Raw genomic sequence first — 26,543 nt, 5'->3', positions numbered from 1 at the left:
GCTTACCGCTATCGTTTAGGCATGCTAAAATTCTTAAAAAACCCTCGTTGTTTTTGATGCAGTTACTTTTACCAAAGCAGTTACTTTTACCAAATAAGTACCGCACTTAGCTACAATCCCAATTTAAAAAATAGTGAAATCGCTGAAAACCTTCGACTAAGTAATCCAGTTAAACTTATACCTTAATGATAAATCAACTCGCTCAAATCCCCCTTGCCCAACGTGTCCGCCCAAAATCGCTTGACGAGGTAATCGGACAAACCCATTTGCTCGGCGCCAACGCACCGATTCGCCGTATTGTTGAGCAAGGTTACTTGCCATCGATTATTTTGCATGGAGAAGCAGGCATTGGCAAAACCACCTTAGCCATGCTATTAGCCGATGCAGTGGGTCGTCCTTTTCGCCCGCTCTCGGCTATCAATGCAGGGGTCAAAGAGCTGCGTGAAGTACTGGTAAAAGATGACGGCTTGTTTGGCGAGCCGCCGGTAGTATTTGTCGATGAGATTCATCGGTTTAACAAAGCCCAGCAAGACGCACTCCTCGGCGCGGTTGAGTCAGGGGATATTACTTTAATTGGTGCGACCACCGAAAATCCCTCGTTTAGTGTCAACAATGCGCTATTGTCCCGTTGCCAAGTGTATCGGCTCAACCCCTTGAGCGAGGATGAAATCAGCCAAGTACTACAACGTGCCATTGACGATGATGCAGTTTTTCAACAATTTAAGATTGAAATACAATCAAGCCAAGCGATTTTTGCGCTATCGCAAGGCGATGCGCGTAAGGCGTTAAATTTACTTGAACTCGCCATTCAATCAAGCCCCAATTTTAAGCAAGGCAGCCAATCACCGATTGTGTTGACTGATGACAATGTCATCGCGGTGGCAGGTGCAAGCCTGGTACGCTACGACAAATCAGGTGATGGCCATTATGACTTAGTGTCAGCGATGATTAAGTCAGTCCGCGGTAGCGACCCTGATGCGTCGCTGTATTGGATGGCGCGGATGCTGACAGCGGGTGAAGACCCTGCCTTTATTGCGCGGCGGTTGGTGATTTTGGCGAGTGAAGATATCGGACTTGCCAATCCCAATGCGTTACTACTTGCCGATACCGCATTGCGAAGCGTGCAGAGCATCGGTATGCCTGAAGCGCGGATTATTTTGGGGCAAGTGGTGGTGTATTTGGCGACCTCGCCGAAGTCCAATTCTAGTTATCAGGCCATCAATAAAGCAATGCGACTGGCTGAAAATGACCAATCGCCTGTACCGCTACATTTGCGTAATGGCGTCACCAAACTGATGCGCGCCGAAGGTTATGGCGCCAATTATATCTATCCGCATGACTACCCCAACCATTACCACCCACAGCAGTATCTGCCCGATAATTTGCTGGGCACACGGTTGTTTGACTTTGCTGATAATGCCAAAGAACAGCAAACCTATGCCTTTATACAGTGGTTAAAGGGCAATCATTGAAAAGCGATGATTAAAGCGCGGCGGCTAAAAAACCCGTCAAAGCGGACAATGGATGATTTAGCGCAGCCAAATGAACCCTATTCTGTAATACCCAGTATATCATCAGCAATAAAAACACCAACAAAAACCCAAGCTGAATCCACAAAAAATAACGATGCTTAAAGCCCAATCGGCGCAGCTTGGCATGGCTATAACTGCCCTTATCAAAGTTGGTATGTTGATGCCTTTGCCATTTGCCCGAACGATAATAATTTTCTAAATCCGCAAGCAACCTTGGTACACTGGCGCTATCAAATTGCGCAGTTTCAAAATAGTCTAGCAGGGGGCTAATATCATCGACATCATCCATATCATTAACGCTATCTAAATTGATGCAGTGCATTTTCCAATGCCCAAACAGCCTGTTGGGCGCCTGTCCCAGCTCAATGACGTGAATATTTTTGTGTCTTTTATCGGCTTTGATTTTGTCAAATAGCTGAGTTATTGCGTTCTCACTACCTTCTATATAGTGTAGAAAATTGCCTTGCTTGAGAAATAGTACGCTATTGACATTTGCCTGAGTGTTGCGCGCGACTGACTGACGATAGATATCAGGCAACGTCATCGTATGCAAACTTGCTTGTAAGGTAATTTTGCTCGTGTAGATAAGATAAAAGACTGACATCACAGGCTCCTTAGATAAGTAAATCGGTTAGACGTCCATGACTTTTTAATAACGTTTTCTTCAAACGTATTAAGAATGTAATTTTTATTAATTATTAAGTAATAATATACCAGTTTTTTTTAATTTTTGCTCAAAAATTATACAAAATCACCCCTTTTTGTTAATTTTTCGACAAATTTAGCCGCATGTTTTATCTAAGTGCAGTACTAACATTTATGGCTATCAATATTTCGCTGCTTAGACTCACTGAGTTAATGCTATAATAGCGATCTAATAAAAAATGGGCGCCCATACTCGCTTTACTCAGTCTGATGAGGTGATTGTTAAGATTAATTCAGACAATAGTTTGAACAAAACTAGCTGATAGCGCTTATTTTCTGTCCCTATTTTTCAATCAGTTTTTTAATCAATGTTATTTTAATAAATCGCTAACAAAGGCACTTTTATGGCATTTAATACAACGGCAGAAATTATCGATGACATCCGTGCAGGCAAAATGGTCGTTTTGATGGATGATGAAGACCGTGAGAACGAAGGCGACTTGGTGATGGCAGCCACCCATGTACGCCCAGAAGATATTAACTTTATGATTACCCACGCGCGTGGCTTGGTGTGTTTGACCATCACCGCTGACCGCAGTGAACAGCTCAATTTACCGCTTATGTCGGATAAAAATGGCGCTAAATTTAGCACCAACTTCACGGTATCAATCGAAGCGGCAGAAGGGGTCACCACAGGTATCTCAGCAGCGGATCGCGCCAGAACCATCCAAACAGCGGTATCTTCGACTGCCAAGCCAGAAGACATCGTACAACCTGGTCATGTATTCCCAATCGTGGCACAAAATGGCGGTGTGCTACACCGTGCCGGTCATACTGAAGCGGGCTGTGACCTAACACGCTTGGCAGGCCTTGAACCTGCGGCAGTGATTTGTGAAATTATCAAAGAAGATGGCGAAATGGCGCGCCGTGATGACCTAGAGATTTTTGCCAAAGAACATGGCTTAAAAATCGGCACCATCGCTGATTTGATTAATTACCGTATTGCCAATGAGCAAACGGTCGAAATGGTTGCGACCTATCCGATGCAAACTGAGTTTGGTGAGTTTACTGCTTATCGTTTTAAAGAAAAAAATTCAGAGGATACCCATTTGGCACTGGTCAAGGGCAACCCTCAAGAAGGTGTGAGCACTGTGCGAGTGCATAGCTTCCAGCCGTTGCGCGATTTATTCACCGTGCAGCTACCCAACAGCGGTAAGAGTAATTGGGATATCCATGCCTCACTCAAAGAAATTAGCCAATCCGAGCGTGGCGTGTTTGTCTGGATTGGGCATCAGCAAGCAATTGATATGGGCGAAGCGCTCGATAACTTTGTCGCTGATAAACCCAACTCACCGCTTAAACACCAACCCTACCGCAGCATTGGGGTTGGTTCACAGATTTTACGTTATCTGGGCGTGCGTGATATGCGTTTGCTGTCATCACCGCTCAAATTCAACGCGTTATCAGGGTTTAACCTAAACTTGGTCGAAACCGTTGCCAACCCAAACCACAAAGAGTGATTTACGAGATAGCAATTTATCAGACAAAAAAGCCACCAGCATTGCAGCTTGTGGCTTTTTTTAACAATTTTAGTAACAGTTAAACCGTATGACTTTCTAACTCGGTAAGTTGTTGGCGTTGACCATCAGAAATCGGTTGTTTGTTTTTACCGGTTTGGTCAAAAAATACAATGACGGATGACACAGTGGCGACGACTTTTTGCTGGGCCGTGCTAAAGTAAACATAGTCATGGGTCAGACTGGTATTGCCTATTTTTTTGGCACGAATGCCAATCCAAAGCACATCGGGGAAAGTGACCGAATTTAAATATTGGCAAGATGACGAAGCGAGCACGGTGTAAGTTTTTAAGTTAAACATATCAACTTGTTGAAGGTAGTGGATACGTGCGCGCTGGGCATAGTCGTAATACACCACGTTATTGACGTGATTGAACGCATCCATATCACCCCATTCCACTTTTTGCTCATAGATCACAGCAAAGCCTTTTAATGGGTGATTGTGTTGTTGGGCGATGTCCTGGCGGGCGGCATCACTCATTGGGGGATTGGACATATTTCTCTCTCTCATACGGTTACTGTTTAAAACAAGGTAAAAATTATTGAATCACTAGCGCAGGCGCATTAGCCCTTGCTGCTGGGTTGTGGCGACCAATTTGCCATTTTGCCAAAATTGACCGTGGTTTAGGCTTTTTGACTGTGATGTGGTATCGCACCACATGTTGTAGAGTAACCAATCATTCATATCAAATGGGCGGTGAAAATGCATACTATGGTCGATACTTGCCGCTTGCAACCCTTTAGTCATAAAGCTAATCCCGTGTGGCATCAGCCCCGTGCCAATCAAATAAAAATCAGAAGAAAATGCGAGCAGTGCTTGTTGCACTTGAATTGACTGTTTACCCAGCTGCGGAATGCGTAGCCAGTTGGCTTGGCTAGGTTCCATGATTTTTGGATGGATTGGGTCACGCGGCTGTACTGGCTTGATTTCGATATGACGCTGGCGCATAAAGCGCGCTTTGAGCGCATCAGGGATTTTGCCTACCACTTGGTCTTTGAGCTGCTGCTCGGTCAGCAACACATCTGGCGCAGGATACGTTGGTATCGCTTGTTGATACTCAAGCCCTTCTTCAAACGGTGAAAAAGACGCCATCATGGTAAAAATTATGCTCGGTTGGTTATCATCATCATATTGGCGCGCTGTCACTTGACGTGAGGCAAGACTGCGACCGTCGCGCAATTTCTCCACTTGGTAATATACAGGCTTATTGATATCGCCACCGCGCAAAAAATAGCCATGAAATGAGTGGCAAGGTTTTGCATGCTCCACAGTATGGCTGGCTGCCATCAATGCTTGCCCCAGTACTTGCCCACCAAAAATACGCGCACCGACATAGTCGTGGCTTTGCCCGATAAATACACTGTCTTGATATGGCACGAGGGTTAAGGTTTCTAATAACTGCGTGACTAATTGCTGCCAACTCGCTTGCTGCTCAAGCTGCTGCGTTACGGCTGTTACGGGCACCTGTGGTTGGTGAGTGATATCAATCGTATGGGTATGGTTTATATCTTGCTGGCTTGCCATAGACGCTCTTATCATTAACGTTATTTTGGGTAGATAAAATGGATTAAAGTCACTCATTATACAAGAATTTTTGCGTGATAAGGTTTAGAAATTCATCAATCTATGGCATGATAAGACATATTTTAAACCTTGTATTTATCTTTAAAAAACTTACGAAAAAACTCACGCAATCACTAGGCATACTATGACTCACGTAGGGAAAAATTCAGGCACTACCGAAGCGAAAAACAAAGGTAACTATCCTGCTGCGACCCCGCTGTTAAAAAATCTATACCGACAAGTCTCTGGCAAATTATTGGGGCTCGCCGTCAAATCCCAACTCATCGGCGACATCCCCAATATTAGCCAAGCTAGCACCCATGTTAGCGCTGCCAAGCTACCCGCAGCTAGCGCCAATACCAATATGCATAGCGACATCGATAGCGATACCTCAAGCCAGCGGCTCACCTTTTATGTGCTCAAAGAGTATTCTCGTAGCAATAGTATTTTAATTGACCTAGAAACCAAACAATACGACCTACCCCCTGCCCTAGCCAATGTCATCGATCGGGCGCATGGTATTGATGAAAATACCGCAATGATTTTTTTGCATCACCATAAAACAGAAAAACTGTCTCATGACAGCGCCGTATTTTCACCTCGCCTACTACGCTTGATTGAAGCCGTCGAGCAATACCCAACGCTAAAAATTGATTTTATCCCTGTCACTATCTTGTGGGGTCGCGCGCCAGAAAAAGAAGATTCGCTGTTTAACCTCCTCACCGCTGATGAATGGCAAGTACCAAGTATCAGTAAACAGCTATTTAATATCGGGGTTAAAGGGCGGGATACTTATGTGCAGTTCCACGCGCCCAAAGACCTGCGTGGCATTATCGAAGATGAGATTAGCAAAAACCCTGTGCTGCAAGCCGATAGCCTGGCACCCACTGATACTGCTAGTAAAGACCGCCATCATTTACACACCATCACTGCACGGGTACAGCAGCGTTTAGAAGGTTATCTTGATAAACAACAAGAAGCCATCTTAGGTCCTGACTTATCAGACCGTCGCAATGTGGTCGATAAAATTCTGTATACGCCTGCCATTCAGCATGCCGTGAATGTCGATAGCAAAGAAAACTCGCGTGAACTCGCCAAAAGCCGAAAACTGGCGCGTGGCTATTTGAACGAGATTGCCAGTGACTACTCGTCTGCAACCGTGCGCTTTTTTGACCGCTTTTTGACCTGGCTATGGACACAGTTGTATGACGGGGTTGAGGTGGCGCACTTTGAGCGGGTACGCCAACTGGCATCCGACCATGAAATCATTTATGTGCCTTGCCACCGCAGTCACATGGACTATCTGTTGCTGTCATACGTGATTTATAAACGTGGCTTACGGGTGCCCTACGTTGCCGCAGGCGAGAATCTAAACATCCCCGTGCTAGGTCAAATACTACGCAATGGCGGCGCTTTCTTTATGCGTCGCAGTTTTAAAGGCAATCCGCTGTACTCTGCGGTGTTTCGTGAATACGTGCATAGTATGTTGATGCGCAACACGCCGATTGAGTACTTTATCGAAGGCGGTCGCTCGCGCTCAGGTCGCTTGTTACCGCCCAAAAAAGGGATGCTAGCAATGACGGTACAAAGCCATCTGCGCCAAGCAGGCAAACCGATTGTCTTTATCCCGACTTACATCGGTTATGAACGTATTATGGAAGGCGGCACTTATGTCGGTGAACTTAAAGGTAAACCCAAAGAATCTGAGTCGTTATTGGGTCTGTTAAAAGCCAGTCGAAAAATCGAGCGTATATTCGGTCATGTGCACGTCAGTTTTGGTCAGCCGCTTTATTTGGCTGATTTTATGAAAAAATTTGACGTTGCCCCAAATACCCTACCTAAAGACCGTACCGATAGTGATATGCCTGCCAATGTCACTCACATGATTGACAATTTGGGCATCAAAATCATGCAGCGTATCAACCGCTCTGCAGTGCTTAACCCAGTCACTTTGCTAGCTTTGGTACTGCTCGATACGCCCCATGGCGCACTCGATGAGCAAAGCTGTCGTGAACAGTTGGCACTGTATCAACGTATCGCAGAAAAAATCCCGTATGATGATGATGTGTCCATCACCCAGCAAAGCCCAGAAGCCATTATCAATTATGGCGTCAAGCTTAAACTCATCGAGCGCACCCCACATGTGCTCGGTGACTTGATTCGTATTGCGGACGGTCAAGCGCCGCTACTGAGCTATTTTCGCAACAATATTTTGCATATTTATATCATCGCGTCACTGTGTGCATCATTGATACAGCGTAATGGCACCATGAGCCTAAACACCATTGAGCGGGTGGTGGGTATTATGTATCCCTTCTTGCAAGCAGAGTTGTTTTTGAAATACCCACTGCGCACCCTAAATGATACTTTGCGTGAGCATATCGATACTTTGGTCGAAGAAAACATCATCGTGGACAAAGGGGTGAATGCGGACGGTCATCGCATCCTGACCACGCCAGAGCCGAATACCCGTAGCTATCAGCAGTTGACAGTGCTTGCCAACTCAGTTGAGCAAAGTCTAGAGCGCTACTTTATGGTACTTGCGCTGCTGAGTCAGCAAGGCTCAGGCAAACTCACCAAAGATCAAGTGATTGATTTGGGTCATCTGCTCGGTCAGCGTCTATCCGTTCTATATGAAGATGACATGCCAGATTTCTTTGACCGTGCCTTGTTTACTAGCTTTATGGATGCGCTAGAGCGTCTAGGCTATATTACGGTATCGGCCAGCGGGGTGATTGAGTTTGATGCTCGCATTCATACCATGGCAAAAAGCGCGCGATTTATCCTTAACATGGACGTGATGCATATCTTACAGCAAATTTCACAACTAACTGATGAGGAAATCAAACGCACTTTGACTGAACTGCAAAACAAAAAGCAACGCAAATTTAGTCGTAAAAAAGCTTAATGCCACCGAACAATAAAAAACCGTGTTGCGATAACACGGTTTTTTTGTATGCAAATCAGCCTAACGACGCTGCTCGACAATCAGTGAATCAATGCGGCTATTTTGTAGTTGACGCTGGGCTTGCGCCGCCATCTCTGGGCTACTCATGGCGCGAGAGATGACTTGATAGACGGTTTGGTCATTGCTTAAGCGTTTTTTGACAATTTGGGCATCCACCCCTGCCATTAGCACTTCAGCACGGCGTTTATCGGCATCATCGGCATTGTCAAAACTATTGATTTGCAAGATATAAGTCCGCGTAGGCTCTTCATTGCCAATGACAATGGCATCGGCACTGCTTTTATCATCCGCAGCGGTGCTGGTGTCTATCGTACTATTGTTGGCTGAAGCGCGTGGTTTGGTACCGTTATCATCAGACAACAACGGATTATCGACCACGCTGACATTCGCTGATTTTGGTGCACTGGTGCTGTCAGGTTGGGTCAACACCACATCAGGCTGCGCCGAGACTGGCTGACTGGCAGCGGCCTCGTCGGGGACTGCACTGACCTGCTGTTCTTTGAGCAGATCATAGAACTCGTAATTATTGGTTTTGGGTTTGTCTTGCACCTTTGGCTGCACCATCGGCGCTTCATCGCTCCTCGTGGTTTTGCCTTGGTTAAATGGATTCCACAAATAAACAAACAGACCAATCCCCACGGTCAATATCATGCCCACCAACATGGCAGCAAAAAACGACATCGTGCTTGGCGCTTTACGCGGGGTCGCTCCTTTGGGTCTTGCCATCATCATCTCCTACGACATGGGATACGGTAATATTACAGCGTCTTTAGCGTATCTTAATCATATCACATACTGGTTGGTGCCGTTAATCCCAACAAAATTAAGCCATTTTGAATCACTTGGCGTACCGATTTTGATAACCGCAGACGCGCTTGCATCAAGTCAAGCTCATCTTGGGTCGGGGTTTCGCCATCTTTGGGTAAGATACGGTTATCGTTGTACCAACCGTGGAACAAACTTGCCAAATCTTTGAGGTAATTGGTCAATAAATGCGGCTCATAGTTGACCGCAGCACGGCGTAGCACTTCAGGGTAAGAAGCCAGCAAGCTCAATAAGTCCGTTTCAACAGGTTGGGTCAACCGATGCTGGTGGGCTTTGCCGGCTTTGTCATCGACTTTAATACCGCGCTCTTCAGTACGCTCAAGCACCCGGCAAATACGCGCATGGGCATATTGAATATAATACACTGCATTATCTTTGGTATGCGATTTGGCAAGTTCTAAGTCAAAGTCAATGTGCTGTTCTGGTTTACGCGCGACATAATAAAAGCGCGCGGCATCATTGCCGACTTCTTGACGCAGTTCACGTAAAGTCACAAACTGACCTGAGCGTGATGACATCTGAATTTGCTCTGTACCGCGCCATAGGGTGACAAACTGCACCAAAATCACATCCATACGCTGGGCATCGTAGCCCATCGCCGTCAATGCCGCCTTCACGCGTTTGATGTAACCATGGTGGTCTGAGCCCCACACATCAATAATTTTGTCATAGCCGCGGTCAAGCTTGTCTTTGTGGTAGGCGATATCCGAGGCAAAATAAGTAAATTGACCATTGGCACGACGGACAACACGGTCTTTTTCATCGCCAAATTCGGTGGATTTAAACCACAAATTGCCATCTTTTTGGTATAAAAAACCCCGCTGCTCTAATAACTCCAAAGCAGGCACAATGGCATCTTGGATTGATTTTTCGCTAAACCATTGGTCAAAATGGACATTAAAATCCGCTAAATCATCTTGGATATCTGCCAAGATGGTACTTAGTGCGGCTTCATGAAAAATCTGGTAATTATCGCCCAAATTGGCTTTGGCATTGGCAATCAGTCCGTCAATATGGGCTTCTTTATCACCTGAGACACATACTTTTTCGCCGTTGGCATCGATTTGGTACTGGGCATCGGCAGGTACATTGAGTAGCATATGTTCCCAGGCGGTTTTTAGGCTATCGCCATGCTGTTTTTTGATGGGTTTGGCAATATCTTTGACATAATCGCCTTGGTACGCATTCGTGGGAAATACAATTGGCTCATCGCACAGTTCAAGGTAGCGCAAATAGGTACTGGTTGCCAAAATATCCATCTGACGACCCGCATCATTGACGTAATACTCACGCCCGACTTGATAGCCAACTGCCTCTAGTAAATTGGCCACGCTCATGCCAAACGCAGCGCCGCGACCGTGACCCACGTGCAGGCTTGAGGTTGGGTTGGCAGAGACAAACTCAACTTGGATTTTTTGACCGGTAAATTCTTCGGATGTTCCAAAGTCGCCTTTCTGCTGCATGATGGTGTCTAAGATAGCAAAACGCGCGTTATCATCTAAGAAAAAGTTAATAAACCCCGGTCCTGCAATCTCAACTTTGCTAATCATGTCCGAGGCAGGCAACATCGCCACGATGGTTTGCGCCAGTTCACGCGGGTTTTTCTTGGCAGTCTTGGCAGCTATCATGGCAAGGTTACTGGCAAAATCGCCGTGCGCTTGGTCTTTGGTGCGGCTGATGGTACTGTTATCAACCCAATCGATTGGCAAAATTTGCTGTTGTTTTAGTGATTCCACCACTAATGCTAAGGCTTGCGAAATGACGGGTTGTTGTTCTGACATGGAAATTCTCTTTGTTGGCTCACAGGTTTTGTTGCAGGATTGATAGCTAAAAAAGCACGATAAATCAATGAATCACCATCGATTTGACGCTATCACGCGCTCACAATCGAGGGGGATTGATTTTGGCGTTCAATATACCAATTTTTGATGGTTTTTTCATTATAATCCTGTCAAAAGATACATGCCATTACAAGGAAACGCGGTTTTTTGGCGTATAATATGCGCTAAAATTTTGTAATCTCTGATGACAATAATAGGATAATAACATGTTTGTTTTAGTCTCTAGTGAGTTAATCACCAAACTTGGCATGTATGTGCTGCTACCTATCTTTATCGCGTTTTTATTTTTTATCATGTACGATATTTCCAAGAAAAACAATGCAGGCAAACAAGGCACATTTTGGATTTTTTTGGCACTGGGCGGTGGTTTTTTTGGCTTTCTCATCAAAATGGTCTTGGAGTGGTATTTTAGTAGGACGCTTTAAACTACCCTGCTCTAAACTTTACTAGCCTAAAACGCCATTACCTTAAACTGCTCTACCTTTGTTAGTTGTTTATGTTACCGTTACGGTCGTTTGGCTATCATCACCGCACGGGTCGGGCGTTGATAGCCCTCGATGGTTTTGCTGCTATCATTGGGGTCAAGAAAATCGCTTAAAGATTGATAATCCATCCAGTCGGTTTTGCGTTGTTCATCCGTCGATGTCACATCCACATCGACACAGCGCACCTCCACAAAGCCTACTTTGTACAGCCACAGCGACAGTGCCGCAACCGAGGGGATAAAATACACGTTATTCATCTGTGCATAGCGCTCGCTTGGCACTAACACGGATGTCGCATCCCCTTCAATCACCAAGGTTTCTAGTACCAATTCTCCGCCTTTTGCTAGCTGATTGTATAATTGCTCAAGATGCTCAAACGGTGACGCGCGGTGATACAGCACGCCCATACTAAACACGGTATGAAATAGCCCCGCTTGCCCGCTAGTCAAGCTAGGATTGGGCAAGGCTTCAAGTGGTACGGGCACATAGTGCACCCTGTTGCGTCCAAAATCGTTACGGTCAGCCTGCCCCACAAAATGGCGAATCGCCATAAACTGGTAATAAAACAGACACGATGGGTCAATCACAATCACCGTGCTTGCCCCTGCGCCCGCCATACGCCAGCCGTGATAACCAGAACCGCCGCCCACGTCTAACACGCGTTTGCCGTGAAGTGGGCTGATATGCGGCAACACCCTATCCCATTTCCAGTCACTGCGCCATTCGGTATCAATATGGATTTGCAGGTCATCTCGACCCAGTAAAAAACCACCTTTGCGCCACGGCATCAAACGTTTAAGTAGCGCATGGGTTTGCTTGTATTCATTGTCTTGCCAATCAAATGCTGCGGTGATACAGGGTTGATTCAACTCTACTTGCGCGTTGTCAACCACGGGCAAGCGCTCAATGAGCGATTGATAAAATGGCGCATGGGCGTAGCGTGATTTGTCTTTGATGGTAGCTAGCCAGTTGGGCAACTGGGCAAGCCATGCATTGGCAACTGGGTATTTTTCCGCCAATTGCAGCAAGGTAAGATAGACGTCGGTTTCGGCAGTTTTGATGGTAGCATTCATGGTTGACTCTTTTAGGATTGACAGGTTTTTATTGTTTAACGGCAATCATCACTTAAACGCAATAATCGACGCAAAGTTTAAAAACTGAAACCACGTCAAATGACGGTCAAAACCCACCGTTGCTAGACGCTGATGATGAAAATCGAGGGTATCGGTGATAAGCACATTCTCCAGTGCATTGCGTTTACCACTGATTTCCATCTCACTATAGCCATTGGCGCGTTTAAAATCATAATACCGCTCAACGCGCCACGCATCGTCTGCTTCATCGAGCAAATGGGTTTTTTCGGTCAAAATCAAAATACCGCCTTCAACCAACGCATCATAACAGCGTCTAAGTAACACCTCGCGCTTGTCAGGGGATAAAAACTGCAAGGTTAAATTGAGCACAATCATATCGCACCGCTCAAACGCCACCTCACACACATCGGCACAAATCAGCTCGATATCATGCTCAGGATAATGCTGCATCAGTACACTTTGCGCTTTGGCAATCATCGGCTCTGAGATATCAATGGCTTTGATTTGCAAATCTTGCGGCGCAAACTCGCCTGCGAGCGCGAAACTCACCGCCCCGAGTGAACAGCCCAAGTCATAGACACGGCTGACTTTATTGCCGTCGCTATTGGTTTGGCGAAACTGGCAATGGCGTTTGGCAAAAATCGGCAACATGGCGAGCATCTGCCCATACCCAGGCACACTGCGGCGAATCATATCGGGAAAACAAGCCACCACTTGCTCATCAAAGCTAAACCGCGCATTGGCATCTAGCGGCGTGGTAAACAAGGTATCGTGGGGTGGTTTGGCTTGGGGCTGACTCATGCGGCTGACTCACTATGGCTGATTGAGCGTTACTAAGACTCAGTATCGCTGACTTAGTATCGCTGACAGTTTTATGATCGCTTCAACAATAAAATGCTTAAGGAACGCTTAAGAAACGCTTAAACTGCCAGGTTTTTAGATAGCGGAAACTTGGTTTACATTGCCTAACTTGAATGGCGAGTAAACTTTGCTATTCTAACATTTTCACCCGTTTTACTTTTAATAATTTATTTTAACCCTTATATCAAACCAATGAGATAACCATAAAAAGGTATTAGTATGCAAACGATTATTTTAGGTGGTGGCTGTTTTTGGTGTACCGAATCAGTATTTAGCCATGTCAAAGGTGTGACCGATGTCACTTCAGGCTATATGGGCGGTGATGAAGTAAGCGCCAACTACAAAGCCGTTTGTGGCGGTGATACCGGTCATATTGAAGTGATTAAAGTCGATTTTGATGAGACCATTATTCCGCTTGAGACGGTATTGGATATTTTCTTTGCCACCCATGATCCAACGACACAAGACCGTCAAGGGAATGATGTCGGCAGACAATATGCCTCTGTGGTGTTTTACACCGATGAAGCGCAGCAAAAACCGACCATTGACCGTGTGATTGGTGAGCTTCGTGATGAGCAGGGCATCAAAGTGGTGACCGAAGTGCATCCTGCTGCGCAGTTTTTCGTTGCCGAGGACTATCACCAAGATTATTACGCCAACAACCCGACCCAAAGCTATTGCAACTTTGTGATTCCGCCTAAGCTTGCCAAGCTTAAACAATATTTTAGCGGTTTTATGATTGAGCAATAACCCGTATTGTGATTTTATTGATACTTTGTTAATACCTTAGTGGTTCTTATTAATCCTTTCAAAATTGGGCTTTACCGCGTTAATGCCCAATTTTTTTGAGTTCAACAATTAAATTTACCACAACCGTGCAAAAATTAACGCTTTATCACCCAATGTGAAAAAATGTAATTAAATGCATTTACTCCTTTCACTGAGCAAGCTTTTTTTATACCCTTGAACTAGTCAAAATTCATCCCGTTTGTTGATGTTTTTATCTGTCACTATTCAAGGTTTGTTATGCGTTTACTTCCGATTTTTATGGCGCTGGCAGGCGTGGCGATGATTAGCCAAGTCAATGCCGCACCGACACCGCCTAATCTTAGCAATGCCCAGTTTCAACAGTGTTTGTCCAATCTCAAAAACAGCAGCACCTTTCGCGGTGTAGCCAGCACTTTAGAACAATATCGCCCAACTGAGCCTGACCCTAGTGTGATTGTCTCGCTCAACTATCAACCTGAGTTTCAAAAAGAAGTGTGGGACTACCTCTCAGGTCTGGTCGATGAAGAGCGTGTGCAAGACGGTATCAATGCCAAAAACCAACTGCAAAGCACGCTAAACCGCATCGAGCAGCGCTATGGGGTGAAAGGAACGGATGTACTTGGCGTCTGGGGAGTAGAGTCGAACTTTGGTAAGCAGCTGGGTAAAAAAGACTTAATCCAGTCATTAGCGACTTTGTCTTGCTTTGACCGTCGTCAGTCGTACTTTCGCACGGAATACGCCAATGCGCTGCGTATCTTGCAAAATGGTGACATCCGCCGTGATGATATGACTGGCTCATGGGCAGGGGCGTTTGGGCAAACCCAGTTTATGCCAAGTACCTTCTTACGCTTGGCGCAAGATTTTGATGGTGATGGACGTAAAGATTTGGTCAACAGCCAAGCTGATGCGCTCGCGTCAACGGCCAATTTCTTGGATAAAGCAGGTTATCGCACGGGCGAGCCTTGGGGGTTTGAGGTCAAGCTGCCTGCAGGATTTTGGGCAGATAGCAACCGCAAAGCCAAAAAACCGATGAGCTATTGGCGCAGCCAAGGCCTGACCCTTGCCAATGGTCAGCCGCTACCCTATAGCCTTGATAGTGCAGGTTTGCTATTACCTGCAGGTATTAAAGGCCCTGCATTCTTAGTGGGTAAAAACTTCGATGCGTTTTATAGTTACAATGCGTCAGAGAACTACGCGCTAGCGATTGCGCATTTGTCCGATATGATTAGCCAAAACCGTACTAGCAATGTCGGCTTTGTCACACCTTGGCCAACGGATGATGCCGGTATTAGTCGCCGTCAAGCCCGTGAAATCCAGCAAGCACTGCTTAATCGTGGGTATGATATTGGTCAAGTCGATGGCATGATTGGCGATAAAACGCGCTATGCCATTCAAGAGTTTCAGCGTCAGCAAGATGTCAACCCTGATGGTCGTGCGGGTATGAAACTCTACCGTATGCTAATGGCTCAGCCAACAGGCAATGCTCAGTACCCAACTCAAACGCCCATTCGATACCAGTCTGTACCGAATTCAACGGCTACTACCACGCCGACTAAAGTGGTACGCGATGCCAATGGGCACACGAGTTACTATCGTATCGACAATGGACAAGGTGGGGTGACAACGCCCTAGTCATGGAAACCTTAGTGTTTCAGTGTTAGGCATTAAACCTTAAATGATTTAAACCTGAGTTATTTAAGCCGTAGTCATCTACAATGTTCATCAATTTTTCATTACCCAATAAAAAACCCTTAATGCTGAGATTAAGGGTTTTTTGTTGATAGTGACAGGGTTTTGTTAATATCCCCACATGGGACAACCTTATACAAAAGGTGGCGGGGTGGGCTCTTCACCATCATCCATTTGGATCGGTTTGACTTCGCCTTTTGAATTGCTGCCCCAATTGTCCTCTTCGTCTTCATCCCATTTTTTGAAGTTATCGCGTGGGTTGATGCCACGGCGTTTCATGTCTTCGACTTGCTCTTCGAGGGTGCGAAACTGCTGCGCTTCGTGCATGGTATCTTCAAGTTGGTTGATGTTGTTTTCAAGCTCGTCCGCTTGCGGGGTGACATGCGTACTCATAATTTTATCCTCTTTTATTCTCAATGTTATCGTTATGTATGTTGTGAGATTATCATAGCATAAACAAATGTGACGCTAGATAGCAGGTCTGTATAATATTGTCATGACATGAGTAAATCATGGCTTGGTCAAAGCTGATATAAAATACTTGCATAAAACACTGAGATAAAACACTAAAAAATGCGTGTTAGAAACGACGGATTAAGCTTGTACGATGATGTTAATCTGCCACAGCTCGCGGATACTTCGCTCTTCTTTGACCGAGAACAACCATCGTTTTTTCACCAGTTGGCTTTTTATCCATTGATAATCGATACTACTGATTTGACAGCGCGAGACCGCATGGATATTGGGTGAGATTTTGAGCGCTTCTGCCATTGCAGCATCTTTGAGGGAATCATTAATTTGGGTCAACATCATATTACTGGTAAATGGCTGTGGTAATGCTTGTAGCGTTTGCACAATATTCCCCCAGCTAAAGGTGTAAGTTGCGCTGATTTCTTGCAAATTGCCGCCTTCAAACGCGTGTGCGGTATAGTTGACCAATAACGTTTCATTGAGCTCTTTTGGCGTAACTTGGGTCGGTCTGGCTTCAGCTTCAGGCGACTGTTGAGTGCCCTCTAGACTGCTATCAGTTAAGGCGGGTTGCATGCCATTACGGATATGAAATCTATCCGAGACAAACATCGACTTTAAATCGCCACTAGCAGCTGCCGGTAGCGTGCTCAATGAACGGGTGTCTTTGACCCAACCTAATCGCGGAAATTTCTCTTTGATTTCCCCAAGCATACGCACACAGTCTGACACGCCATCATGGGTCTGACCGAAGTGAATTACCCGCAAACCCTGTTCTTTAATCACCAAATTAAACAAATCCAACCGTTGGCGTAATAGCTCATTTTGGTTCAGCTGGGTATTGACTAGCGCAATCATCGGGACGCGTTTTGAAGACGCATAGATATAAGATAAGTGCAGATAACTGACACCAGATAGGCTTAAATGACCGTAATCATTGCCCAAAATAAAAATCATATAATCGCATTGGTCGATTTGTTGGCGGCTGTACTCAACAAAATTGGTATTGGTGGCAAGCAAATCCCAAGTCAAAAAATAATCCTTCGATAACGCGTACTCTAGCGCGTTCTCTAGGTAGAGATTTTCATTTCTCACCAAAGAGATATGAATATGATAACGTTTCTTTTGAGACATGCTATCTTCTCCATAACGCTCTAATGAACGCAATTAATTAAAAAGGTAAAGGATTAAAAGCTCAATCGTTAAAAGCTAAATCGTTAAAAACTAAAAGGGTAAAAAGCCATGCTGACTAATCAACAAGCTCAATACACTGCACCATGTTGAGTCACACACAAGGTAAAAAAATCAATCCCCAACTCTGGCAAAAATCGCTGCAACAAACGCGTTGCCGCCTGCTCAGTAGTGGGTAAGTTGGCGGTGGCATAAAACTGTAACCGTGGTCGCTCTTTATGAGAGGCAAGCTGATTGGCTTGCTCAAGCAAATCATGCACGCGTTTGGCAATGGCATCGCCCGAATCAATCAATGCCACTTGCCCCATAGCTTGGTGGGTCATTAGCTCGTCGATACGCTGTGCCAAATAGGCTTTAAAAAAAGGAAAATGGGTACAGCCCAGTACCAATTGGTCTACCTTTTTAGCCTGTAACTCACTTAGCAAGTGATCTAAATCAGTCACGGCTGGGTGATGGCTTGGCATACCCAATTCTACCCAAGGCACTAAGCTGCTAAAGCTATATTTGTGGACAGTCACTTGCTGCGGTTTGGCGACTTGTTCAATAACTTCATTGAGTAAATACCCGTGCAAGGTCGCTGGGGTTGCCAACACCGCGACTTGCTTGGTCGCCGACTGCATTACCGCAGGTTTTAATGCAGGGACTAAGCCGACAATCGGCACTTGAGGATACTGCCGCCTTGCCGCCTGTAATCCATGCGCAGAGGCACTATTGCAAGCTATCACAATAAGTTTACAGCCTTGCGAATGTAGCCATGCCACGGCCTGCAAGGTAAGCTCACGAATCTGTGCTTCACTGCGTGAGCCATAGGGTACGTGCAGGGTATCGGCAAGATAGATATAACGTTCAAATGGCAAGCGCCGCTGCAAATGGGTCAATACCGACAATCCGCCCAACCCAGAATCAAATACGCCTATCGGCGCGCTTGCTAACTCTACCATAGCCTAATCAGTCCAACTCGCAGGGTGTTGCTATTTTAAACCGCAAAATAACTGTACCCATAAAACAGACCACTATCTTATACCAATTTTTAGGTACTCACTACAAAAAAATGCGGGGCCGAATTTGACAGCCCATTCGTCACTTTACTTGCTCAAAACTTATCAACAGTTTGGTTAACGCTGAGACTTATGCGCTCATGGTCAAGGTAAAAATGCTATCACCACTGTGCAAAATCAATGACGTCCCCTCTTCACTCTCTACCAACTCACCCAAGTTAATCAAATGGTAAAACACATTGCGATGAATGAGTCCGTATAGCGCTGAGTCACCATTTTGCCGAACCAATAAATAAGGCTGGCTGGCTTGTTTTTGCTGTAGGCCAACATCATGCTGGCTAGCATGGGTAAATGGCAGACCCAAACGAATCGGATGCTGCTCGTCAGCAATCACCACATCGCCTTGCGTGGTGGTGAATTGCAACACCGGTTTGCTAGTGTCGCCAAATTGCTCGTTAATGACGTCCACTTGATTCACTAGCAGTGGCGCGTCTTCTACTTGGATTTGCCATTTTTCAACAGGGGTTTTTAAAAAATACTCAACGTGGTGGTTGTCATCAACCTCTGACCATAATACTTTGGCAAACAGATCAATGAGTAGTGGACGGGTGATTTGACTGCCTTCATGCCACCACTCGCCATTAGCTTTGACCACCACATCCATCGTACCGCTGAGTTTGGGTTGCCATTTTTCAAGCGGTGGAATTTGGCGTGTCGGATGATTTGCGGCTGCTACCGCTTGCGAAGCGACCGATTGCTCGATTTGTTGGCTTAGCTCGCCTATATCAACGCTAGTATCAAAATTAATATCAAAGCTGGGTTTAGACGCTGCATTATCATTATTAGTCATTTTCTGGCTCGTATTGTGATAGTTTTTATTTAGATTAGTATTTAGCGTATTGTATGGGTTTATAAATGCCATGATGCGCTGTGTTGACATCACTTTGTGGTACATAGTAGTCAATTCAACGCTGGGTTTCAAATAGTCGCTGTTAGTACCTGTGTCGATTTATTGTATATAAAGGTGACAGATAGCATAACGCAAGCCAGATTAGATACGATAAATTAAGCCCGGCAGTCATTTTCTCCTGCAAAAATATTAGGTGGTTAAACGGTTAATCTATTATACTAAGTAGTATTTTTTCTGAATTCATATAACGATTCATTATATGTTAAAATCAAGAAAACCATTGATAACATTGCCAGCTTGTGCCAGCAATTATTTGATGAACTGATAATCAAAGGCTAACCTTCTAGATCACTAGCCTTGCAAAAATCATCGTGATGCAACTTAAGTTGATGAATTGTCAGATATAAGCTGATGGACCGCATTGTTTAACCCAATGCGCACAAGTTTAAGTAAGTTGTCATCACTGAATTTTATTTTTCTAAGGAGTTTGTATGCAAGACATCGAACGCGAGCAAATGGAGTTTGACGTAGTTATCGTGGGTGGCGGACCTTCAGGTCTATCTGCGGCAATTCGTCTACGTCAACTTGCCATTGCGGCTGGCAATCCTGATTTTAGCGTGTGTATCGTTGAAAAAGGCTCAGAATTTGGTGCCCATATCTTATCAGGTGCGGTCATGGAGCCTAATGCACTGACTGAACTGATTCCTGATTGGAAAGAAAAAGGTGCGCCCGTTCGCGTGCAAACCAAAGGTGACCGTGTCTATATGCTCAAAAATGAGACCAAATACCGCGAATTGCCAGAAAAAATCGTCCCAAGCTTGATGCACAACCATGGCAACTACATTATCTCATTGGGTAACCTTGTACGTTGGTTAGCCACCCAAGCCGAAGAGCTTGAAGTGATGATGTTCCCAGGTTTTTCTGCCGCTGAAATTCTCTACAACGAAGATGGTTCTGTTCGTGGCGTATTGACGGGTGACATGGGCGTCAATGCCGAAGGTCAACCGAAATCAGGCTATGAGCCAGGCTATGAGCTACTGGCAAAATACACCATTTTTGCTGAAGGGTGCCGTGGTCACTTAGGTAAACGCTTAATCAGCCGTTTTAACCTATCAGAAGGCAAAGACCCGCAGCACTACGGTATTGGCTTAAAAGAGCTTTGGGAAATTGACCCTGCCAAACACCAAGAAGGCATGGTGCTGCACGGTTCAGGTTGGCCGCTTAGCGAGACGCATAGTAACGGTGGTTGGTGGTTATACTTTGATGAAAACAACCAAGTGTCATTTGGTATGGTGATTGACTTGTCTTATCACAACCCTTACCTATCGCCATTTGATGAGTTACAACGTTTAAAAACCCACCCGCTCATTCGCAATATTTTAGAAGGCGGTAAACGCTTATCTTACGGTGCGCGTGCCTTGACCAAAGGCGGTTTAAACTCATTACCAAAACTGTATTTTGCCGGTGGTGTGTTAGTGGGTGACGATGCAGGCTTCCTAAACCCAGCAAAAATCAAAGGTACTCATACCGCCATCAAATCAGGTATGTTAGCCGCTGAAGCCGTGTATGAAGCGATTGCTGCCGGTCGTCAACATGACGAAGTGCCAACCTATGAACAAAAATTCAAAGCATCATGGCTCTACAACGACATGTACCAAGCGCGTAACTTTGCAAATGCGATGCACCGCATGGGTATCTGGATGGGCGGTGCGTTCAACTTCCTAGAGCAAAATATATTTAAGGGTAAAATGCCTCTGACTATTCGTGACAGAATGCCAGACTACGATGTGCTTGAGCGCGCAGACCACGCTTATATCCCTGAGTATCCGAAGCCCGATGGTAAGCTCACCTTTGATAAATTATCTTCCGTGTTTATCTCCAATACCAACCACGCTGAAGATCAACCTTCTCACTTGAAATTAACCGATCCAGACGTGCCAATTAAGCGTAACCTCAAAATCTTTGCTGAGCCTGCACAGCGTTACTGTCCAGCAGGGGTATATGAAGTGGTGCAAAGTGACAGCGGCGCAAAATTTGTGATCAACTCACAAAACTGTGTGCACTGTAAAACTTGTGATATCAAAGACCCCTCACAAAACATCACTTGGGTCACGCCAGAAGGCGGTGGTGGCCCAAACTACCCAAATATGTAATGATGTATCAAAAAAAGCCGCTAACGTTAGCGGCTTTTTTATTGGGTTTTGTCAAAGTTGTCTAAACCAAATAAGGCTCACCCACTTTGACACGCATGGTTTTACCAACATTGCTTGTATAGGTGGGCTTGGTGATATCGCTGACAAACACCCACTCGCTGGTGCATTGCTCAGGGGTCGCTGTCACAATCATATAACCGCGCTGAGAGCTATCACACCATTTTAACGTACCGCCTTTGACTAGCATGGGTAGCCCCAGTGCTAGCTGTTTTGGGTCAACTGTTGCTAAGTATTCTTCAAAACCTGGCGATGTCACTGACTGTACCGCAAACTCCACCCCAACGGGTTCGCCTTTGACATTGACTAAATTATTCGCCCAAGCGTTATGGGTATCGCCTGCCAATACCACTAAGTTTTTTTGCATCGCGTTGGCAATACCATAAATCATCTCGCGTGCCACCGCATAACCATCCCACGCATCCAGGTTATAAGGAATGAATGGCGCTTGCTGCAACTGTTGTACCATAGCTTGCTCTTGGGGCGTCAAAGTTGTTGGTGCAGTCTGCGCTTTTTGCATTAGGGTCAGATAAGTGACGGCATCTACGCCCAAAGCAGGGTTCATAAAGTTGAGCAGTACGGGTGCAGGAATAAACATCTGCCCCATCACCACTTGCTGGCCTAGAATTTGCCAAGTCGACTTTGACGCTTGCAATTGACCTGCTAGCCAGTTTTGTTGTGACAAACCAATCATTTGGCGGCTGGTATCTTGCATTGCTGCGGTGAATTTTGCGGCATCTAAAGTGAGCTGACCATTGGCGTCTTTAACTAAAAAATTATTGTAATCTAGCTGTTTGTCCCGGGCAATGACACGGGTGTCTAGCATATGTAGACTGAGTAAATTACCAAAATCAAAACTGCGATAAATTTGCGTCATCACACTATTACGCGTGGGCATCCATTCATGATAGGCTTTCATCGCGTCCATCTTGCGCTGATTCCAGTCGCCTTCATTAGATTGGTGATTTTCGGCACCTTCTTTGAAGGTGTCATTACTAATCTCATGGTCGTCCCATACCGCAATCATTGGCATGGCGGCATGTACAGCTTGCAAATCTTTATCGGTACGATATTGGGCATAGCGCAAGCGATAGCCAGTAATGGTGAGTAACTCCTCAACTGGGATGACTTCACGATTGAGCTGTGCGGCCTGGCTTGAGGCATAGGCAGGCACCGTTTTACCTTGGTCATCGATGGTATGACGACCATATTCATAGATATAATCACCTAAGTGCAGCAGCACATCGACGTCGCTGCGCTTGGCAATATCGGCATACGCGTGAAAATACCCTGCAGGATAGTTTGAACAGCTCACCACCGCAAGTTTCACTTGATTGACATTCGTGACAGGTAGGGTTTTGGTTTTGCCAATCGGACTGGTGACACCACCACATATAAATCGATAGAAGTAAGGGGTATTTGGCTGTAAACCCGTGGCATCCACTTTGACCGTATAATCTTGCCCACCGTTTGTTTTGCTCGTGCCTTTATTGATGATGGTGTTAAACGCATTATCACTGGCAATTTGCCACTCGACATCAAGGCTGCTGCCACTGCTCACCGGTGTCACCCGAGTCCATAAAATCACTTTGTCAGCAAGCGGGTCGCCACTGGCTACGCCATGTAAAAAACTAACCTGCGCTGTGTTATCATTATCATCATTGTCATTATTACAACCCACCAGCAACATCGATGCACCTGCGGCAGTCGCAAGCGATGTTGATTGTAAAAAACGGCGACGGTTGATACTTGAGTTTGATGGCTGGGTATCTTTAATCAAATTGTGGATAGGAGAATTTTGCTCAGCGGGTTGGTCAGTCATGGGATTTCCTCAAGGTTAGGCAAAGCCACAATATGAAAAGTCAAATTGTGATAAGTCAAATTGTAATAAAAAGATACGCTATCGGTAGGAAACATTAGCTGACAAAGGTGACAACCGTATGACGATTGAATGAACAATTTACGGTAAATTTTAGCCAATAAAAAAGCTGACCGAAGTCAGCTTTTGTGCAGTCAAAAATCTATGTAATAAAACATACAGGCAATAAAACTAGGCATAAAACCTAGTCGCTTATCAAGACTAGTAGCTAGATACCCACGGCCGTTTTGAATGCCGCTTCATCAAAGTCGTCACCATGGGTCACAACGATGGTGCCATTAGGGTTAACATTGACAAACTTGACCCCTTTGATGTCTTCGGTTTTTTTGATGATTTCATCCGCATGCGCTTTGTCTGCGATAGGTACATCATATTTGGTTTGTGGCATAACATATATCCTTAAAATATTGATAATTCTAAATTAATAACCGTGATATTGCCCCGTGTATAAAAAATCAACTAAAACCCATAGCCATGCAAGTGTACATTCATCCATCAGTCATATGGCATAAAATAACAAAAAATTGCGGATGTGAATAGGCCCTTTATCCGTAAAAACAACGTTTTATCAGAATTTAAGCCTCTACTATGGGCTATCATGCGTTAATGTATTTGATGGCATCGGGTGTCCAATGGCTGATATATTGCTGCACTTGTGATTTGCGATTTTCATCAGCAATTAGGTACTTAGCAATCGCTTGCGCCACGATTAGCAAGCTTTCATCCCTCGCTAGGTCACTGACATAGTAACTATCAAACCCCGTCTGCCGTTTACCCAAAAGCTCCCCTGCACCGCGCAGTTCCAAATCTTTTTGCGCAATCACAAAGCCATCGTTGCTATCTCGTAGCACATTGAGCCGCTCGATACCCGTTTCTGACAATGGCGTTTGATAAAGCAATACACAAAAGCTTTTTTGCGTGCCACGCCCCACGCGTCCGCGTAGCTGGTGCAATTGCGATAACCCTAATCGCTCAGCATTTTCAATCACCATCAGCGAGGCATTGGGCACATCGACCCCGACTTCAATCACGGTGGTAGCCACCAGCAAAGCGGTTTTACCCGCTTTAAAATCCGCCATCACCGCTTGTTTGTCATTGGGTTTCATTTTGCCATGCACCAAGCCAATGTTCAGATTGAGCCTATCATTCAAATCGGCATAGGTCGCTTCAGCGGCTTGCGCATCAAGCACGGTAGACTCTTCGACCAGTGGGCACACCCAGTAAGCTTGTTTGCCTTGCTCGCAGTTGGCAGCGATACGCTCAATCACTTCATCACGTCGGTCACGGCTTATAGTGACGGTGGTGATGGGGGTACGGTTGGGCGGTAGTTCATCAATGATGGACGTATCCATATCACCAAATGCACTCATGGCAAGGGTACGCGGTATGGGTGTGGCTGTCATAATCAGCTGATGCGGTGTGGTATGCGCCAAGCCTTTATCTACTAGCGCCATTCGCTGCTCAACCCCAAAACGGTGCTGCTCATCGATAATCACCAAGCCCAACTTGGCAAAATTGACATGCTCTTGAAATAGCGCATGCGTACCGACCACGATTTGCACCTCGTTGTCTTGCACTTGTTGCAAGGCTTTTTCACGCGCTTTGGCTGTTTGCTTACCCACCAGCCAACCCACACCGATGCCAAGCGGTTCAAACCAGCTTTTAAAGTTATTAAGATGTTGCTCCGCCAAAATCTCTGTCGGTGCCATCACCGCCACTTGCCAGCCGCTATCAAGCGCATAACACGCTGCCAAAGCTGCTACCAAGGTTTTGCCTGCGCCAACATCGCCTTGCACGAGTCGCAGCATGGGCACTGACGTTGACAAATCGTTGACGATTTCCGCCACTACCCGATTTTGGGCATCGGTCGGGGTAAAAGGTAAATTGCCTAACAGCCGATTGGCAAGCGCGCTTGTGGCATCGCAGCGCGGTGCTTTATGCTGATAAAGTTGTTGCTTGCGGTACAGTAGACTCAGCTGGTGCGCCAGCATTTCTTCGATAATGAGCCGCTGACACGTCGGATGGCTGCGATTTTTTAATGCCTCTAATACCAATATTTGCTTGTTCAAATCGGTATAAATCGGTGGCTGATGGATAAAGCTAATGGCTTCTAGCAAGCTAAATTCCCCAAATGGGTTGTGGCTACCTGCCAGTAACGGAAACTGTTGGCTCAGCGCGCTTTGTACAATTTGCCACTCAGTATCACTGATAGTAGCGATCACAGGATCGGCTTGTTTAACCGTCTGCAGCGCAAGTCGAATCAAGCTACGCAGTTTATTTTGGTGCAAGTTTTTGACCGTTGGATAAATAGGTATCAGCCCTGTATTGGTCAGGGGTTGATGTCCAGTAATAATTTCATATTCAGGGTGGCTGATTTGGGTGCCATACTTACTGATACTGATTTCACCAAACACACGCAAGGTATTGCCCACTGCCATGGTTTCGGTCAGTCCACGATAGACTTTGAAAAAGCGTAATGTTGTTTGTGCTGTGCTATCTTGCAATGTCACGCTGAGGCCCATCTTTTTGTTGTCGACGCGGACAACGGTACCTTGTAGCAATGCCGATTGTCCATCGACGACATCACACATGTTGACCAGTCGGCTGCGATCTTCATAATCACGCGGCAAATGTAGCAACAAATCAAACACGCGCTCGATACCTAGTTGGTCAAGCTGTTCAGCGATTTTGCTACCCACGCCAGCAAGCGCGGTGACAGGGAGATTAAAGATGTCAGTATTGGGTTGAATCATGGGGTTGGTCATGCAGTTCGTCTTGCCTTAGACAGCTTGTTTTTATTGATTTTATTTTAATGAAAAAGGTGGTTTATTATGGCATTTTTTAACAGCATTTACAGGGTTTTGTTTTTAATATAGCCTGATTGCAAAGCGAGATTTTTCGCTACAAAAAAACCTGCTGAAAGTAGCGTCTCCTATGCTTGTCTGCTAAACATAATCCGCAGAATTTTCACTAAAAAATAGCGCAGATTGCTTTTTAAAATTTATGCTATATACTTATTATATATAGCATAAAAAGGA

The 26,543-nt window shown here is 45.4% G+C and carries 21 protein-coding genes; 7 read left to right on the top strand and 14 right to left on the bottom strand.

The genetic code is table 11. From position 1 onward, the window contains the following. Positions 1-185: 185 nt before the first annotated feature. Positions 186-1,472: a replication-associated recombination protein A gene (locus ACH0AB_RS05145; RefSeq protein WP_406877433.1), complete on the top strand. Its 1,287-nt coding sequence runs from the start codon at positions 186-188 to the stop codon at positions 1,470-1,472. 10 nt (positions 1,473-1,482) lie between these two features. Here ACH0AB_RS05145 and ACH0AB_RS05140 read toward each other — a convergent pair whose 3' ends face one another. Next, on the bottom strand, positions 1,483-2,136 hold the full coding sequence (locus tag ACH0AB_RS05140) for a BLUF domain-containing protein (RefSeq protein WP_406877431.1): 654 nt from the start codon (positions 2,134-2,136) through the stop codon (positions 1,483-1,485). Between the two features lie 445 nt (positions 2,137-2,581). On the opposite strand from ACH0AB_RS05140, the gene ribBA reads away from it, so the two are divergent. Continuing rightward, a complete protein-coding gene (gene ribBA / locus ACH0AB_RS05135) occupies positions 2,582-3,697 on the top strand; it encodes a bifunctional 3,4-dihydroxy-2-butanone-4-phosphate synthase/GTP cyclohydrolase II (protein ID WP_204155123.1) in 1,116 nt (371 codons plus the stop codon). A gap of 79 nt (positions 3,698-3,776) precedes the next feature. On the opposite strand, the gene ACH0AB_RS05130 is transcribed toward ribBA, so the two are convergent. Both ACH0AB_RS05130 and ACH0AB_RS05125 read right to left on the bottom strand, forming a co-directional pair. Continuing rightward, a complete protein-coding gene (locus tag ACH0AB_RS05130; protein WP_406877430.1) occupies positions 3,777-4,250 on the bottom strand; it encodes an acyl-CoA thioesterase in 474 nt (157 codons plus the stop codon). 54 nt (positions 4,251-4,304) lie between these two features. Beyond that, a complete protein-coding gene (locus tag ACH0AB_RS05125) occupies positions 4,305-5,279 on the bottom strand; it encodes an acyl-CoA thioesterase (RefSeq protein WP_406877429.1) in 975 nt (324 codons plus the stop codon). 184 nt (positions 5,280-5,463) lie between these two features. Between ACH0AB_RS05125 and plsB the strand changes: the two genes are divergently transcribed. Continuing rightward, positions 5,464-8,226: a glycerol-3-phosphate 1-O-acyltransferase PlsB gene (gene plsB / locus ACH0AB_RS05120; protein ID WP_406877428.1), complete on the top strand. Its 2,763-nt coding sequence runs from the start codon at positions 5,464-5,466 to the stop codon at positions 8,224-8,226. Between the two features lie 60 nt (positions 8,227-8,286). Here plsB and ACH0AB_RS05115 read toward each other — a convergent pair whose 3' ends face one another. Both ACH0AB_RS05115 and argS read right to left on the bottom strand, forming a co-directional pair. Continuing rightward, positions 8,287-9,012 carry an SPOR domain-containing protein gene (locus tag ACH0AB_RS05115; RefSeq protein ID WP_406877427.1) on the bottom strand — a complete coding sequence of 242 codons (726 nt, stop codon included), beginning with the start codon at positions 9,010-9,012 and terminating at the stop codon, positions 8,287-8,289. Positions 9,013-9,074: 62 nt separating this feature from the next. Then, entirely contained in the window at positions 9,075-10,892 is a 1,818-nt protein-coding gene (gene argS / locus ACH0AB_RS05110; protein ID WP_406877426.1) for an arginine--tRNA ligase, read from the bottom strand. Between the two features lie 266 nt (positions 10,893-11,158). Here argS and ACH0AB_RS05105 point away from each other — a divergent pair, with 266 nt between their 5' ends. Beyond that, positions 11,159-11,377, top strand: a complete 219-nt coding sequence (locus tag ACH0AB_RS05105) for a DUF2788 domain-containing protein (protein ID WP_007117392.1) — start codon at positions 11,159-11,161, stop codon at positions 11,375-11,377. 80 nt (positions 11,378-11,457) lie between these two features. On the opposite strand, the gene cmoB is transcribed toward ACH0AB_RS05105, so the two are convergent. Both cmoB and cmoA read right to left on the bottom strand, forming a co-directional pair. Continuing rightward, positions 11,458-12,510, bottom strand: coding sequence for a tRNA 5-methoxyuridine(34)/uridine 5-oxyacetic acid(34) synthase CmoB (gene cmoB / locus ACH0AB_RS05100; protein WP_406877425.1), 1,053 nt, complete (start codon positions 12,508-12,510; stop codon positions 11,458-11,460). 48 nt (positions 12,511-12,558) lie between these two features. Then, positions 12,559-13,332, bottom strand: coding sequence for a carboxy-S-adenosyl-L-methionine synthase CmoA (gene cmoA, locus ACH0AB_RS05095; protein WP_406877424.1), 774 nt, complete (start codon positions 13,330-13,332; stop codon positions 12,559-12,561). A 279-nt stretch (positions 13,333-13,611) separates the two neighbouring features. Here cmoA and msrA point away from each other — a divergent pair, with 279 nt between their 5' ends. Both msrA and ACH0AB_RS05085 read left to right on the top strand, forming a co-directional pair. Further along, positions 13,612-14,142, top strand: a complete 531-nt coding sequence (msrA, locus tag ACH0AB_RS05090; RefSeq protein ID WP_144918667.1) for a peptide-methionine (S)-S-oxide reductase MsrA — start codon at positions 13,612-13,614, stop codon at positions 14,140-14,142. A gap of 276 nt (positions 14,143-14,418) precedes the next feature. Then, on the top strand, positions 14,419-15,792 hold the full coding sequence (locus ACH0AB_RS05085) for a lytic murein transglycosylase (protein ID WP_406877423.1): 1,374 nt from the start codon (positions 14,419-14,421) through the stop codon (positions 15,790-15,792). A gap of 189 nt (positions 15,793-15,981) precedes the next feature. Here ACH0AB_RS05085 and ACH0AB_RS05080 read toward each other — a convergent pair whose 3' ends face one another. The 4 genes from ACH0AB_RS05080 to ACH0AB_RS05065 form a co-directional block, all read right to left on the bottom strand. Beyond that, positions 15,982-16,242, bottom strand: coding sequence for a hypothetical protein (locus ACH0AB_RS05080; protein WP_406877422.1), 261 nt, complete (start codon positions 16,240-16,242; stop codon positions 15,982-15,984). Positions 16,243-16,443: 201 nt separating this feature from the next. Beyond that, positions 16,444-17,451 carry a DUF4062 domain-containing protein gene (locus tag ACH0AB_RS05075; protein WP_406877421.1) on the bottom strand — a complete coding sequence of 336 codons (1,008 nt, stop codon included), beginning with the start codon at positions 17,449-17,451 and terminating at the stop codon, positions 16,444-16,446. A gap of 128 nt (positions 17,452-17,579) precedes the next feature. Continuing rightward, complete coding sequence (gene murI / locus ACH0AB_RS05070) at positions 17,580-18,449, bottom strand: glutamate racemase (RefSeq protein WP_406877420.1); 870 nt, start codon at positions 18,447-18,449, stop codon at positions 17,580-17,582. Between the two features lie 187 nt (positions 18,450-18,636). Continuing rightward, positions 18,637-19,356: a DUF1285 domain-containing protein gene (locus ACH0AB_RS05065; protein ID WP_406877419.1), complete on the bottom strand. Its 720-nt coding sequence runs from the start codon at positions 19,354-19,356 to the stop codon at positions 18,637-18,639. Between the two features lie 551 nt (positions 19,357-19,907). Between ACH0AB_RS05065 and ACH0AB_RS05060 the strand changes: the two genes are divergently transcribed. Further along, positions 19,908-21,569 (top strand): electron transfer flavoprotein-ubiquinone oxidoreductase, encoded by a 1,662-nt coding sequence (locus tag ACH0AB_RS05060; protein WP_406877418.1) that lies wholly within the window; start codon positions 19,908-19,910, stop codon positions 21,567-21,569. Positions 21,570-21,630: 61 nt separating this feature from the next. On the opposite strand, the gene ACH0AB_RS05055 is transcribed toward ACH0AB_RS05060, so the two are convergent. The 3 genes from ACH0AB_RS05055 to recG all read right to left on the bottom strand — a co-directional run bounded on the left by ACH0AB_RS05055 (position 21,631) and on the right by recG (position 26,270). Further along, entirely contained in the window at positions 21,631-23,448 is a 1,818-nt protein-coding gene (locus tag ACH0AB_RS05055; protein WP_406877417.1) for an alkaline phosphatase D family protein, read from the bottom strand. Positions 23,449-23,713: 265 nt separating this feature from the next. Continuing rightward, positions 23,714-23,893, bottom strand: a complete 180-nt coding sequence (locus tag ACH0AB_RS05050) for a hypothetical protein (RefSeq protein ID WP_282842130.1) — start codon at positions 23,891-23,893, stop codon at positions 23,714-23,716. A gap of 208 nt (positions 23,894-24,101) precedes the next feature. Further along, entirely contained in the window at positions 24,102-26,270 is a 2,169-nt protein-coding gene (gene recG / locus ACH0AB_RS05045) for an ATP-dependent DNA helicase RecG (RefSeq protein ID WP_406877415.1), read from the bottom strand. Between the last annotated feature and the right edge of the window lie 273 nt (positions 26,271-26,543).

This window comes from Moraxella sp. 179-F 1C4 NHS (assembly GCF_045370505.1).
GTDB classification, from domain to species: Bacteria; Pseudomonadota; Gammaproteobacteria; order Pseudomonadales; family Moraxellaceae; genus Faucicola; species Faucicola tetraodonis.
The sequence above is the reverse complement of the archived record's forward strand: the minus strand, read 5'-3'. Positions and strand labels throughout refer to the sequence as shown.

What these genes read in the sequence shown, in the direction of transcription:
- ACH0AB_RS05075 (WP_406877421.1), bottom strand. Translation starts at nt 17,451, where the DNA reads ATGTCTCAAAAGAAACGTTATCATATTCATATCTCTTTGGTGAGAAAT.
- cmoA (WP_406877424.1), bottom strand. Translation starts at nt 13,332, where the DNA reads ATGAGTCAGCCCCAAGCCAAACCACCCCACGATACCTTGTTTACCACG.
- ribBA (WP_204155123.1), top strand. Translation starts at nt 2,582, where the DNA reads ATGGCATTTAATACAACGGCAGAAATTATCGATGACATCCGTGCAGGC.
- ACH0AB_RS05140 (WP_406877431.1), bottom strand. Translation starts at nt 2,136, where the DNA reads ATGTCAGTCTTTTATCTTATCTACACGAGCAAAATTACCTTACAAGCA.
- cmoB (WP_406877425.1), bottom strand. Translation starts at nt 12,510, where the DNA reads ATGAATGCTACCATCAAAACTGCCGAAACCGACGTCTATCTTACCTTG.
- ACH0AB_RS05145 (WP_406877433.1), top strand. Translation starts at nt 186, where the DNA reads ATGATAAATCAACTCGCTCAAATCCCCCTTGCCCAACGTGTCCGCCCA.
- murI (WP_406877420.1), bottom strand. Translation starts at nt 18,449, where the DNA reads ATGGTAGAGTTAGCAAGCGCGCCGATAGGCGTATTTGATTCTGGGTTG.
- ACH0AB_RS05115 (WP_406877427.1), bottom strand. Translation starts at nt 9,012, where the DNA reads ATGGCAAGACCCAAAGGAGCGACCCCGCGTAAAGCGCCAAGCACGATG.
- ACH0AB_RS05125 (WP_406877429.1), bottom strand. Translation starts at nt 5,279, where the DNA reads ATGGCAAGCCAGCAAGATATAAACCATACCCATACGATTGATATCACT.
- ACH0AB_RS05085 (WP_406877423.1), top strand. Translation starts at nt 14,419, where the DNA reads ATGCGTTTACTTCCGATTTTTATGGCGCTGGCAGGCGTGGCGATGATT.
- recG (WP_406877415.1), bottom strand. Translation starts at nt 26,270, where the DNA reads ATGACCAACCCCATGATTCAACCCAATACTGACATCTTTAATCTCCCT.
- ACH0AB_RS05080 (WP_406877422.1), bottom strand. Translation starts at nt 16,242, where the DNA reads ATGAGTACGCATGTCACCCCGCAAGCGGACGAGCTTGAAAACAACATC.
- ACH0AB_RS05065 (WP_406877419.1), bottom strand. Translation starts at nt 19,356, where the DNA reads ATGACTAATAATGATAATGCAGCGTCTAAACCCAGCTTTGATATTAAT.
- msrA (WP_144918667.1), top strand. Translation starts at nt 13,612, where the DNA reads ATGCAAACGATTATTTTAGGTGGTGGCTGTTTTTGGTGTACCGAATCA.
- argS (WP_406877426.1), bottom strand. Translation starts at nt 10,892, where the DNA reads ATGTCAGAACAACAACCCGTCATTTCGCAAGCCTTAGCATTAGTGGTG.
- plsB (WP_406877428.1), top strand. Translation starts at nt 5,464, where the DNA reads ATGACTCACGTAGGGAAAAATTCAGGCACTACCGAAGCGAAAAACAAA.
- ACH0AB_RS05130 (WP_406877430.1), bottom strand. Translation starts at nt 4,250, where the DNA reads ATGTCCAATCCCCCAATGAGTGATGCCGCCCGCCAGGACATCGCCCAA.
- ACH0AB_RS05055 (WP_406877417.1), bottom strand. Translation starts at nt 23,448, where the DNA reads ATGACTGACCAACCCGCTGAGCAAAATTCTCCTATCCACAATTTGATT.
- ACH0AB_RS05060 (WP_406877418.1), top strand. Translation starts at nt 19,908, where the DNA reads ATGCAAGACATCGAACGCGAGCAAATGGAGTTTGACGTAGTTATCGTG.
- ACH0AB_RS05105 (WP_007117392.1), top strand. Translation starts at nt 11,159, where the DNA reads ATGTTTGTTTTAGTCTCTAGTGAGTTAATCACCAAACTTGGCATGTAT.
- ACH0AB_RS05050 (WP_282842130.1), bottom strand. Translation starts at nt 23,893, where the DNA reads ATGCCACAAACCAAATATGATGTACCTATCGCAGACAAAGCGCATGCG.